This window comes from Arthrobacter sp. Dra40, assembly GCF_059091905.1.
Genome location: NZ_JBNHHB010000049.1, coordinates 24,941 through 36,281, shown reverse-complemented (window position 1 = coordinate 36,281; position 11,341 = coordinate 24,941). Strand labels below are relative to the sequence as shown.

Annotated in this window: 12 protein-coding genes; 5 read left to right on the top strand and 7 right to left on the bottom strand. The window is 66.4% G+C overall.

All coding sequences use genetic code 11. The features are described from left to right. The 4 genes from AC5RWT_RS18775 to AC5RWT_RS18760 all read right to left on the bottom strand — a co-directional run. On the bottom strand, positions 1 to 414 hold a 414-nt coding region (locus AC5RWT_RS18775; RefSeq protein WP_494081470.1), incomplete at its 3' end, for an urease accessory protein UreD. After that, positions 414 to 2,123, bottom strand: a complete 1,710-nt coding sequence (locus AC5RWT_RS18770; RefSeq protein ID WP_494081469.1) for an urease subunit alpha — start codon at positions 2,121 to 2,123, stop codon at positions 414 to 416. The genes AC5RWT_RS18770 and AC5RWT_RS18775, both read right to left, overlap by 1 nt. Further along, on the bottom strand, positions 2,116 to 2,667 hold the full coding sequence (locus tag AC5RWT_RS18765) for an urease subunit beta (protein ID WP_494081468.1): 552 nt from the start codon (positions 2,665 to 2,667) through the stop codon (positions 2,116 to 2,118). Before AC5RWT_RS18765 ends, AC5RWT_RS18770 begins: the two co-directional genes overlap by 8 nt. Further along, positions 2,664 to 2,966 (bottom strand): urease subunit gamma, encoded by a 303-nt coding sequence (locus tag AC5RWT_RS18760; RefSeq protein WP_493967135.1) that lies wholly within the window; start codon positions 2,964 to 2,966, stop codon positions 2,664 to 2,666. The genes AC5RWT_RS18765 and AC5RWT_RS18760 overlap by 4 nt, the downstream gene beginning before the upstream one ends. 293 nt (positions 2,967 to 3,259) lie before the next feature. Between AC5RWT_RS18760 and AC5RWT_RS18755 the strand changes: the two genes are divergently transcribed. From AC5RWT_RS18755 to AC5RWT_RS18735, 5 genes are all read left to right on the top strand, one after another. Beyond that, on the top strand, positions 3,260 to 3,964 hold the full coding sequence (locus AC5RWT_RS18755) for an urease accessory protein UreF (RefSeq protein ID WP_494081467.1): 705 nt from the start codon (positions 3,260 to 3,262) through the stop codon (positions 3,962 to 3,964). 196 nt (positions 3,965 to 4,160) lie between these two features. Beyond that, positions 4,161 to 4,916 (top strand): urease accessory protein UreG, encoded by a 756-nt coding sequence (ureG, locus tag AC5RWT_RS18750; protein ID WP_494081466.1) that lies wholly within the window; start codon positions 4,161 to 4,163, stop codon positions 4,914 to 4,916. Between the two features lie 38 nt (positions 4,917 to 4,954). Beyond that, entirely contained in the window at positions 4,955 to 6,022 is a 1,068-nt protein-coding gene (locus tag AC5RWT_RS18745; RefSeq protein ID WP_494081465.1) for a HoxN/HupN/NixA family nickel/cobalt transporter, read from the top strand. A 331-nt stretch (positions 6,023 to 6,353) separates the two neighbouring features. Next, a complete protein-coding gene (locus tag AC5RWT_RS18740; RefSeq protein ID WP_494081464.1) occupies positions 6,354 to 7,676 on the top strand; it encodes an MFS transporter in 1,323 nt (440 codons plus the stop codon). A 121-nt stretch (positions 7,677 to 7,797) separates the two neighbouring features. After that, positions 7,798 to 8,073 carry a DUF2277 domain-containing protein gene (locus AC5RWT_RS18735; protein ID WP_493967130.1) on the top strand — a complete coding sequence of 92 codons (276 nt, stop codon included), beginning with the start codon at positions 7,798 to 7,800 and terminating at the stop codon, positions 8,071 to 8,073. A gap of 33 nt (positions 8,074 to 8,106) precedes the next feature. On the opposite strand, the gene AC5RWT_RS18730 is transcribed toward AC5RWT_RS18735, so the two are convergent. From AC5RWT_RS18730 to AC5RWT_RS18720, 3 genes are all read right to left on the bottom strand, one after another. Next, positions 8,107 to 10,539, bottom strand: a complete 2,433-nt coding sequence (locus tag AC5RWT_RS18730) for a heavy metal translocating P-type ATPase (RefSeq protein ID WP_494081472.1) — start codon at positions 10,537 to 10,539, stop codon at positions 8,107 to 8,109. Positions 10,540 to 10,651: 112 nt separating this feature from the next. Next, positions 10,652 to 10,876 carry a heavy-metal-associated domain-containing protein gene (locus AC5RWT_RS18725; RefSeq protein WP_494081463.1) on the bottom strand — a complete coding sequence of 75 codons (225 nt, stop codon included), beginning with the start codon at positions 10,874 to 10,876 and terminating at the stop codon, positions 10,652 to 10,654. 40 nt (positions 10,877 to 10,916) lie between these two features. Further along, positions 10,917 to 11,270, bottom strand: coding sequence for a metal-sensitive transcriptional regulator (locus tag AC5RWT_RS18720; RefSeq protein WP_494081462.1), 354 nt, complete (start codon positions 11,268 to 11,270; stop codon positions 10,917 to 10,919). Positions 11,271 to 11,341 lie beyond the last annotated feature (71 nt).

The following is an 11,341-nucleotide window of genomic DNA, read 5'->3' as shown; positions in this document are numbered from 1 at the left end:
ATCGATCCGGGTGGCGGCTCGATGGCGGCAGTTTTCGGCCAGGATCTGCCGCCCCGGCATCCAGACAAGAGTGCCGCCGGCGGCGACGTTGATGTTGACCTCGCTGCTGGATTCCTTGCCGTGCGGCCCCGGCAGTACCAGGGTTGCCGTGACGGCTCGGATGATGAGCGTGGCATCAGTCCCGACCTCGATGTCCAGGCGCAGCTGGTCGCCGCCCAACGGACCCGCGGCGCCTCCCACCAGACTGACGCCGGCGCTGTGCTTGGCGGGCAGATCCCAAAGCCGAAGTGCCTCCGGCGGATCGGCGCGCGTGGGTCGCAGGATTAAGGGAGCCTGGGACCTCAACCTTTGCAGCCGGGTGGCCTGGCCGTTGCCGGGCGGGCAGTCTGCCACCAGCCGGGCATGCGCCCGCATCAGAAGAGGAAGTACCGCTGGGCCATCGGCAGTTCGGTGGCGGGTTCGTGCTCGATGAGCTCGCCGTCGACCCTCACCGCATAAGTATGGGGATCGACCTCGATGCGGGGCAGGGCGGTGTTTTCCGGCATGTCGGCTTTGCCGCGGCCGCGGACATTGCCCACGGGGACCAGCGGCCGGTTGATCGAGAGCCGGTCTGCCAGACCGTCTTCGATCGCGGCGGGAGCCACGAATGCGACCGAGGTCGAGGCTGCTGCGCGCGAGTATGCGCTGAAGCCCAGCCGCTCCATCACCGGCTGCGGGGTGGGAACCGAGGCGTTGGGGTCGCCCAGCGCGGCGACCGCCGCAACGCCACCCTTGAACACAGCCGTGGGCCTGATGCCGAACAGTGCGGGCTGCCACAGCACCATGTCCGCCAGCTTGCCGGGCTCGATTGATCCGATTTCGTGCTCGAGCCCGTGTGCAACGGCCGGGCAGATGGTGTACTTCGCCACGTACCTCCGGGCCCGGTGGTTGTCTGCCCGGTCGTCGCCGGCCAGGGAACCGCGCAGCCGCTTCATGCGGTGCGCTGTCTGCCAGGTTCGGATGACGACTTCGCCGATGCGCCCCATGGCCTGGGCATCGGAGGACATGATCGACAATGCGCCCAGATCCTGCAGGACGTCTTCGGCGGCAATGGTCCCCTCGCGGACCCGGCTCTCGGCGAAGGCCAGGTCGTTGGGCACCTGCGGGTTGAGATGGTGCGCCACCATGACCATGTCCAGATGTTCGTCGATGGTGTTGTGGGTGAACGGGCGGGTCGGATTCGTCGAGGCCGGCAAGACGTAGGATTCGCCGGCGATCCTGATGATGTCCGGCGCATGGCCGCCGCCGGCGCCTTCGGTGTGGAAGGCATGGAAGGTCCGTCCATTGACCGCGGTCAGCAGGTCTTCCACGAAGCCGGCTTCATTCAGGGTGTCGCTGTGGATGGCGACCTGGACACCGGATTCGTCCGCCACCCGCAGGGCCGCATCGATCACCGCCGGCGTGGCGCCCCAGTCCTCGTGGACCTTGAAGCCTCCTGCACCGCCGCGCAACTGCTCCCACATGGCCTCGGTGGACGTGGTGTTGCCACGTGCCAAGAACAGCACATTCAGCGGCCACGGTTCCATGCCTTCGAGCATGCGTTCGATCCACCATGAACCCGGCGTTGCCAAGGTGGCCTTGGATCCCTCGGTGGGACCCGTGCCGCCGCCCACGACGGTGGTGGTACCCGTCTGCAAGGCCACGGCGAGCATGTCCGGTCCGACAAGGTGTACGTGGGTGTCTACGGTGCCTGCCGTGAGGATGAGGCCGTTGCCCGACATCACTTCAGTGGACGGGCCGATGACAAGGTCGGGATGAATTCCGTCCATGGTGTCGGGGTTGCCCGCCTTCCCCAAGGCTACGATGCGCCCGTCACGGACACCGACGTCGGCCTTCACGATGCCCCAGTGGTCCAAAATCACCGCACCCGTGATGACCAGATCCGGAGTGCCTTCCGCCCGGGTCGCCGCGGACTGGCCCATGGATTCACGGATCGACTTGCCGCCGCCGAACACGGCCTCGTCGCCGCCCCGGCACCGGTCCTCTTCCACCTCGATCAGGATGTTGGTGTCCGCCAGCCGGATGCGGTCTCCCGTCGTCGGGCCAAAAGAGGCGACATATTCGGAGCGCCGGATGTCAGCCATCAAGGTTCCCCTTGCAGAGCCCGCGGAGGCCGCGGACAATTCTGCGGCCACGGATCGGGATGAGTTCCACTTGTTCGGCTGCGCCGGGCTCAAATCGCATCGATCCGCCGGACAGGACGTTGAGCCGCTTGCCCCACGCCGCTTCCCGGTCGAACTCCAGTCCGGAATTCACCTCGGCGAAGTGGTAGTGGGAGCCCACCTGTACAGGCCGATCGGCCCTGTTCTCCACCCGGAGCATGGTCACCTCTGCGCCGGCGTTGATTTCCACTGGTTCGTCGCCGTAGAGGATCTCGCCCGGCACGATCGTCTCATAGGCCACAAGCTTGTGGCTCGCCTGGCGTCTGGGTGACTGCCGTTCGCTGGTGCCCGGGCGCCGAGGCTGGCTGGTACCGCTGGACCCGGAGGATGGATGGCGCGTCTTGGTCTTGCGGTTGTAGACAAGCTCGGTGTCGTAGCCGGGGTTGTCGCTGGCGTGGCGGTAATCCTTGTCCGGTTTCCGGTCGGTGCGTTCCGGATTGGCGAACGGATTCTCAGTGACTCTCACTGGATTGGCCCTGTGACCGTGATCAGTTTGGTCCCATCGGGAAAGGTCGCCTCGACCTGCACTTGGGCGAGCATTTCCGGCACGCCCTCCATGACATCGTCCCGCCTGAGGACTTCCCGGCCCGACTCCATCAGGTCGGCGACGGTGTCGCCGTTCCGGGCACCTTCCAGCAGGTAGGAGGTGATGATGGCGGTGGCTTCAGGAAGGTTGAGCTTCAGGCCGCGGGCCTTGCGCTCCATGGCAAGCTTGGCGGCCGTGTAGGTCATCAAGCGTTCGACTTCAAACATGCTCAGCAACATTCGCGGACTCCAGACATCCTTGAGACGTGCTTACCGGCCACCCCACACGCGGTATCTGTTGAGTGTAGCGACGGGCTACGGGCCCGGCAATGGCGGGCCGGGGGCCGGTTTCGGGGTCAAAGTTTTCACCGAGGGAGCACACGACACTCGGCTCCGCAGGCGGCGGCACAGTATCCCTTCGTCCAGCCCGGGAGTAGTCTGGCCCGACAGTCCAAGCTCAGGAGTGGAGCGGCCGACATGTCAACTCTCAAAGAAGGCCAGGGACGTTTTTCGTTCTGGAGGGGCGCTTGCCCATGACCGGCCCCGCTGTTGCACGTCCGGACCCGCCCAACCCTGCGGCGGCGCTTCTGCTCTTGGCCGATGGGCGCTTGCCCGCCGGAGGGTATGCCCATTCCGGCGGACTGGAAGCCACCATCCGGTCGAGGAGAGTGGAGAACGTCGAAGACCTGGAGTTGTTCCTGACCGGCAGGGCAGCCACATCCGGACTCGTCGCCGGTTCCTTCTCCGCCGCCGCATGCCATTGCTCCCGTCACGAGGACCTGCCGGGCTTGCAGGCGCTTGGCCCAGAGCTGGATGCCCGGATTCCATCGCCCGCCCTCCGGGCGGTTTCGCGCTCGCTCGGACGCCAACTGATGCGCGCCGTGCTGGCGATCCGTCCGCATCCGCGCCTCAGTGGACTGGAGCGCAGCCCGCACCAACCGGTCGCGTTTGGTGCAGCAGCAGCCGCCTTCGATCTGGCGCCGCGCGCTGCGGCTGTGGCCGTGCTTTACGAATCCGTGGCCGGGCCGGCTGCCGCCGCGGTGAAATTGCTCAGCCTGGACCCTTTTGCCGCCCATGCACTGCTGGTGCGTCTGACCCCGTTGCTGGACGAGTTGGCAACGGAAGCCGCTTCCCACGCCGCTGCTGCCGCGTCGGATCTGCCCGCCGCCAGCGCGCCACTGCTCGAGATTGCCGGGGAACTCCATGCTGGCCTTGCTGCCCGCCTCTTTGCGTCCTGACCGGCCACGCGGCGGCCCAAAAGTACGGGCAGCACCGCTGCCGCTCACGCGAACCGCCTGCCCGCCCCCTTCCTGTTGACGGCGGAACCGGAGCGCCACAGACTGTGAGTCAGCCAAGCCCAATTAATGAGCCGTCACGTCGTTCAGCCACCAGGAGCCAAGGCGACAGACCCGGGCCAGGGAATGAGGAAATATCATGCCGGCGAACCAAAACACCAGAACACGGTCGCTTCGGCTAGGCATAGCCGGTCCGGTCGGAACCGGAAAAAGCTCAGTCATCGCGACTCTGTGCCGGAACCTGGCCCACGAACTCAACATCGGCGTCATCACCAACGACATCTACACCGACGAGGACGCGCGTTTTCTGCGTTCCGCCGGAGTCCTGCCCGCCGAGCGGATACGCCCGGTGGAGACAGGCGCCTGCCCCCACACCGCCATCCGCGACGACGTCACCATGAACCTGATCGCCGTCGAAGACCTGGAGCAGGATTTTGCGCCGCTGGACATTGTGTTTGTCGAGAGCGGCGGTGACAACCTCACCGCGACCTTCTCTCCCGCCTTGGTCGATGCCCAGATCTTCGTGCTGGACGTCGCCGGCGGCGGCGACGTGGCCCGCAAGGGAGGTCCCGGCATTGCACGCGCCGATCTCTTGGTGATCAACAAGATCGATCTCGCCGAGTATGTGGACGTTGACGTGGACCAGATGGTCAGCGATGCCTCGGCGGCGCGGGACGGCGCCCCTGTCCTGGCCATGTCGCGGAAGCAACAGGACACGGTGGAGGAGCTGTGCGCCTGGGTGCGCTGGCTGCACACCCGCCATGTGGACGGAACGCATACCCCCACAGACCCCGGTCCGATGGCCCCCCACTTCCACGCCGGCCAGGACGGGCAGGGCTACGTCCACACCCATGAGGCAGCGCCCGATGAGAGCGGATCCGGCACCATCGGCTGACAAGGCGGGACCAGGATCACGGCTACCAGGAACGACCAGTGGACCACGCGAAGAGCAGGCTCTCGGGAAGGCAAACCTCCATCCTTGGGATGTGCCTGGCGGTCGGCTTTCTGCTTGTCGCGGGCTGGGGAGCCTTTTTCTTCCTGGTGTTGCCCGGACGCTACATGGTGGGGGACCAAGCCGTATTCGGCCTGGGCCTGGCGGTCACGGCGTTTACCCTTGGCGTCCGGCACGCCTTCGACGCCGACCACATCGTCGCGATCGACAACACCACCCGCAAACTCGTGGCCGAGGGCCGGCGTCCCGTCTCCGTAGGGTTCTGGTTCGCACTGGGCCACTCCACCGTCGTCGTGGTGGCAGTGACGCTTCTGGCTGCCGGACTCAATGTGCTTGCTGCGCAGATTTCGACCGAGGACTCGGCTTTCACCTCGGTTGCGGGGCTGTGGGGTGCGCTGGTTTCAGGCATCTTCCTGCTGATCATTGGTGCCGTCAACCTTGGCTCACTGCTGGAAATCTGGCGGGTTTTCCGGAGCCTGAAGACCGGCCGGTTCCATGAAGCGCACTTGGAAGAACAACTGGCCAAACGGGGATTGCTCAGCCGATTCCTTGGCCCGCTGTCCCGCCGGATCGACAAGCCGTGGAAGATGTATCCCGTCGGCGTGCTTTTCGGGCTGGGATTCGATACCGCGACCACCATTGGCTTGTTCGTCGTCGGCGGCAGCGCCGCGCTGACAGCTCCCTGGTACGTAGTGCTGGTGCTGCCGGTCCTCTTCACGGCCGGGATGACGCTTTTTGACAGCCTCGATGGACTGCTGATGAACCATGCGTACGCGTGGGCCTTCGCCCGGCCCGTCCGGAAGGTCTACTACAACCTCACCATTACTGTCATGTCGGTGGCGGTTGCATTCCTGGTTGGGGGTGCGAGCCTCATGGGGTTGCTCGCGCAATGGTTGCCGGCCGGTTCGGCACTGCGCGCCTGGTTCTCTGCCATCGACCTGCAGAACTTTGGCTACTGGGTGGCCGCGATTCTCTTGCTCACCTGGCTGGCAGCAGTGGCGTACTGGAAACTGGCCCGGGTGGAAGCACGCTATTCACGGCTGGAGTAACTGCCGGCGCGGGCGGTGCCCGGAAATCACCATCGGTGCCGGCGTACCGGCAGGGGTGCCGGGGTGCTCGCGGTTCCGCGTCAGGCGGCCCCGCCGCAGCACGCAGTCCCCAGCTCACCCGCCGGAAGTGTTCGTGAGCTTCGGCACATAACTGTGGGACGTGGCACACCGCGCCGCCGCGGGGCCTTTATGGTTGACGGGTCAGTGTGAGTTTGAACGCTTGTTCGTATCTCAAACAAACCGGACGTTCAGTCGGCAGTCGCCCCCAGCGGCGCACCAGCAAAAGGTTAGGCCCCCTATGGATATCAAGGCCCGCATCGAGGCGGCTCCCATGAAGCGAACCCAAGTCGGCGTCATCGCCATCTGCATGGCGCTCTACATGATCGACGGTTTCGATGTCCTGGTGATGGCGTTCAGCGCCAATGCCGTGATGGGGGACTGGGGCCTCACTGGCAGCCAGCTGGGCGTGCTCCTGAGCTCGGCGCTGATCGGCATGGCGATCGGCTCCATCTTCGTCTCCAGCGTTGCGGACATCATTGGCCGCCAGAAAACCCTGGTGATCGGTGCGGCCGTCGTCGCCGTGGGCATGCTTGTCTCGGCCTTTGCGCCCGGCTACGCCGTGCTGGTGGTGCTGCGCTTCATCACGGGCCTGGCGGTGGGCACCCTGCAGGCCACGGCCAACGTATTGGCCTCCGAGTTCTCCAACGCCAAGCGCCGCTCCACCGCGCTGGCCCTGGTCAGCATCGGGCAGCCCATCGGCGGTGTGCTCGGCGGCATGGCCACGGGCGCCTTGATCACCGCGTTCGGCTGGCGCTCCGCCTTCCTCTTTGGGGCCATCATCACCGTTGTCATGATCCCGTTCATCATGAAGGCCGTTCCCGAATCCGTCGACTTCCTGCTGGTGCGCCGCCCGGAGAATGCGCTGCAGCGCGTCAACAAGGTGCTGCGCCGGATGGGACAGCCGGTGGTGGCCGAGCTGCCGGCGGTGCCCGAGGCTACGGGCAAGAAAAAGTCCCGGTTTGCCGACGTGCTGACCGGAGTCAACGCCCGCCGGACCATCCTGATTTCGCTGGCGTACTTCATCCTCATGGCCAGCTTCTACTTCGCCAACTCCTGGACTCCCAAGCTGGTCACGGCCAGCGGTTTCAGCCAGCAGGACGGCATCACCGCCGGCGTGCTCTTCAGCGTCGGCGCGATCATCGGCGCCGTCGTGCTGGGCGCCTTCGGTGCCCGCTTCCCGATGCGCAAGGTCCTCGCGGTGTTCTTTGTGATCGGCGGCCTGACCTTCGGCGCATTCTCGCTCTCCACCGGATCGCTGGCCGGCGCCCTGTTTGCCGCGGCGCTGGTCGGCTTCGGCTCCAACGCCCCGATCGCCGGCATGCTGGCGATCAGCCCCACGTATTACACCTCGGACGTGCGCGGCACCGCGCTGGGCCTGGTCATCGGTATGGGCCGCGTGGGCGCCATAGCTTCGCCGATCATTGCCGGCGCGCTCATGGACGGCGGCTGGCAGCCCACCGACCTGTATTTCCTGTTCATCATCCCGATGCTGATCGGCGCCGTGGTGATCTCGATGCTGGGCAAGCCGGTGCTGGCCTCGGTAGCCTCCACGGCGGAGGCTGCCGCTGAGCAGGAACCGGCCGGCAAGCACTAAGCGGCTGCCACTGGTTCAAGAACCCCGGAACGACGGCGGTGCCTTACGGGGGTGGTGCGACGCCGCAGCGGGGGAGCAGACTGGAACCAGCAGTGTCCGCCAGCCCGCGAGGAGATCAGCCATGTGCCGGAATATCCGCCAGCTCCACAATTTCGAGCCCGCCGCGACGAATGCCGAAATCGAGGCCGCCGCGTTGCAGTATGTGCGCAAGGTCAGCGGCAGCAACAAGCCATCGAAGGCCAACGAGGCGGCATTCAACCAGGCCGTGCACGAGATCGCGCACATCACGGCCCACCTGCTCGACGACCTGGTGACCGCGGCGCCCCCGAAGAACCGCGAAGAAGAAGCTGCGAAGGCCCGCGCCCGCGCCGCCGAACGCTACGGGGCCACGGTCTGAGCCCAGCATCCGGTGCACGGGCGCCCTGGCAGGTTACCGCCCGAAGCGGCGCAGCCTCAGGGAGTTGGCCACCACCAGTACCGAACTGGCGGCCATCGCGGCGCCGGCGATCATCGGGTTGAGCAGGCCGAACGCCGCCACCGGAATGCCGAGCGTGTTGTAGGCGAAGGCCCAGAACAGGTTCGACTTGATGGTGGAGAGCGTCCGGCGGCTGAGCTCGATGGACTGCACCACCTGACCAAGGTCGCTGCCCATCACGGTCAGGTCCGCGGCCTCGATGGCCACGTCGGTGCCCGCGCCCATGGCGATGCCCAGGTCGGCCTGGGCCAGCGCGGCGGCGTCGTTCACGCCGTCGCCCACCATGGCGACCGTCTTGCCCTCGTCCTGCAGCCGCTTGATCGCGGCCACCTTGTCCTCGGGGAGCACATCGGCGAAGACATCCTCGGGGGCGATGCCCACCTCGGCGGCGACCTCGGCGGCCACCGCGGCATTGTCGCCGGTGAGCAGGATGGGGTGCAGCCCCAGATCCTTGAACCGTGCGATGGCGGCCGCCGAGTTCTCCTTCACGGTGTCCTGAAGGCTGACAATCCCGGCAATGACGCCGTCGACGGCGACCCAGACCGCCGTGGAGCCGGCCTGCTGCTGCTTCAACAGGGCCTGGCGGTGGGTGCCGGAGACGGAGATGCCGTTCTCGTCCATCCAGTTGTTGCGGCCCACAACGACGGTGCTGCCGCGGCCGTCGCGTTCGGTGATGGTGCCGCGGACGCCGCCGCCTGCCGTGCTGTGGAAATCGGAAAGCGCCGGCAGTGCGGCATCCTCGCCGGCCGTCGCACCGGACGGCGTGGCGGTGCGCGCCGCTACCTTGCGGGCTGCTTCCACGATGGCCAGGGCGATCGGGTGCTCGGAGCCGGCCTCGACGGCCCCGGCCAGCAGCAGGACCTCGTCTTCACTGCGGTCCGCCAGGGCCAGCACGCCCTCCACCGCCTGCTGCCCGGTGGTCACGGTGCCGGTCTTGTCCAGCACGATGGTGTCCACGTGCCGGGTGTCCTCGAGGATCTGCGGACCCTTGATCAGGATGCCCAGCTGGGACGCCCGGCCGGTGCCGGTGAGCAGCGCGGTGGGCGTTGCCAGTCCCAGGGCGCACGGGCAGGCGATGACCAGCACGGTGACGGCGGCGGTGAACGCGGAGCGCAGGTCCCCGCTGAAGATCATCCACAGGATGAAGGTGACGACGGCGATGACCAGCACGATCGGCACGAACACGGAACTGATCCGGTCCGCGAGCCGGGCAACCGGTGCCTTGCCGGCCTGCGCCTGGCTGACCAGGCGGCCCATCTGGGCCAGCGTGGTGTCCGTCCCGACCCGGGTGGCGCGGACCAGCAGCCGGCCGGAGGTGTTGATGGTCGCGCCGATAACCGCGTCGTGCACATCCACCTCAACCGGTACGGATTCGCCGGTGAGCAGGGACGCGTCGATGGCCGAGTGGCCGTCTACCACGTAGCCGTCGGTGGGGATCTTTTCGCCCGGGCGGACCACCATAATGTCGCCGGGCACCAGGTCCGCGGCGGGCACCTTCAGCTCGGTGCCCTCGTGCAGGACGGTTGCCTCCTTGGCACCCAGGTTCAGCAGCGACTTCAGCGCGTCGCCTGCCTTTTTCTTGGCGCTGGCTTCGAGGTAGCGGCCCAAAAGGAGGAAGGTGACCACCACGGCGGCGGTTTCAAAGTACAAGGCGTGTTCGGTCATGTCGCCGTGCACGTGTTGGGTCATCATCGGGTCCATGACCAGTTGCCAGGCGGAGAAGAAGAAGGCGGCCAGCACGCCGATGGACACCAGGGTGTCCATGGTGGACGCCAAGTGCCTGGCATTGACCGCGGCCGCGCGGTGGAACGGCCAGGCCGACCAGAACACCACGGGAATGCTGAGGGCAAAGGCCGCCCAGCCCCAGTGCGGGAACTGGGCGCCGGGGATCATTGAAATGACGAAGACCGGGATGGTCAGGATGGCGGCCGTCCAGAGGCGCGGACGGAGCTGGTCGGCGGTGCCGCCGTGGGACATGTGGTCCTCATGGTCGGTGTGTTCGCCCGCTTCACCGTGTCCGGCGTGGTCCAGCTGTCCCTGGTCCTCTTGACCCTGATGTTCCTCGTGGCCTTGGTTCGTCCTGCCGGCGGCGTGGTCCGCCTGCGGGTGCGTGCCGCGCCCTGACTGTTGCTGCTGCTTGACCCTGGCCTTGTACCCGGTGGCGTTCACGGTGTCCACCAGCTGCTGGTTGGTGACGCCATCAGGCACACTCACCACGGCAGACTCCAGCGGCAGGTTCACGCTGGCCTGAACGCCGTCGATCTTGCCGAGCTTGCGTTCCACCCGGTTCACGCAGGAGGCGCACGTCATGCCCTCGATTTCGAGTTCCACGGTTCGGGCCGCAGCCGGCCCGGCTGCCGGGTGCTTGGTGCCGGAGTGGGAGGTCATCAGGTTCATCTCGATTCTGAGTGGGGCGGTCCGCGGACAGCTGTGCCGAATCAGGTGGTTGGCGTAAAAGGTGGCGGAGACAGCGGCGGGCGGCGCCGCCGTCGTACGCCGCTTAGGCGTTCTGCGCGACGACGGTGTACCCGGCTTCGGCCACAGCCTCGCCAATCTGAGCCGGGTCAAGATCCGCCTCGGAACTGACCGTCGCCGTGGAGATGCCGCCGCTGTTGAGATCGATGCTGACGTCGCGGACCCCGTCGAGGGCCTGGAGTTCTTCGGTGACGGCGTCCACGCAGTGGCCGCAGGTCATGCCGTCGATGCTGATGGTGGTGGTGCTCATGGCAGTCTCCTAGGGGTTGGGGTGTTCGCGGGCATGAAGGTCAGCGCAGCAACCGGCCGATGGCGTCCGAGGCTTCCTTGACCTTGTCCTGGACGATCTGTGGATCGCCGCTGAGCTCGGATTCCTTGGCGGCGCCGACGACGCAGTGCCCGATGTGGTCTTCGAGCAGACCCACGCTCACCGCGTGCAGGGCCTTGTTCACGGCAGCAACCTGGGTGAGGATGTCGATGCAGTACTTGTCTTCCTCTACCATGCGGGCGATGCCGCGGACCTGGCCTTCGACGCGCTTGAGCCGGCGCAGGTAAGCGTCTTTGTCCGACGTGTAGGCGTGGCCGATGTGCTCATCTGCGGCGTCGTTGGCGGCGGTTTCCGCGGGCAATACTGTTTCGCTCATGGCTTCCTCACTTCTGAACTACATCCAACATATACCCCCTAGGGGTATATGGCAAGGGTGTTCGCGGGTGC

Excerpts from the sequence above, each read along its gene's own strand:
- AC5RWT_RS18725 (WP_494081463.1), bottom strand. The coding sequence starts at position 10,876 with ATGAGCACCACCACCATCAGCATCGACGGCATGACCTGCGGCCACTGC.
- AC5RWT_RS18740 (WP_494081464.1), top strand. The coding sequence starts at position 6,354 with ATGAAGCGAACCCAAGTCGGCGTCATCGCCATCTGCATGGCGCTCTAC.
- AC5RWT_RS18755 (WP_494081467.1), top strand. The coding sequence starts at position 3,260 with ATGACCGGCCCCGCTGTTGCACGTCCGGACCCGCCCAACCCTGCGGCG.
- AC5RWT_RS18720 (WP_494081462.1), bottom strand. The coding sequence starts at position 11,270 with ATGAGCGAAACAGTATTGCCCGCGGAAACCGCCGCCAACGACGCCGCA.
- AC5RWT_RS18760 (WP_493967135.1), bottom strand. The coding sequence starts at position 2,966 with ATGTTGCTGAGCATGTTTGAAGTCGAACGCTTGATGACCTACACGGCC.
- AC5RWT_RS18735 (WP_493967130.1), top strand. The coding sequence starts at position 7,798 with ATGTGCCGGAATATCCGCCAGCTCCACAATTTCGAGCCCGCCGCGACG.
- ureG (WP_494081466.1), top strand. The coding sequence starts at position 4,161 with ATGCCGGCGAACCAAAACACCAGAACACGGTCGCTTCGGCTAGGCATA.
- AC5RWT_RS18770 (WP_494081469.1), bottom strand. The coding sequence starts at position 2,123 with ATGGCTGACATCCGGCGCTCCGAATATGTCGCCTCTTTTGGCCCGACG.
- AC5RWT_RS18730 (WP_494081472.1), bottom strand. The coding sequence starts at position 10,539 with ATGACCTCCCACTCCGGCACCAAGCACCCGGCAGCCGGGCCGGCTGCG.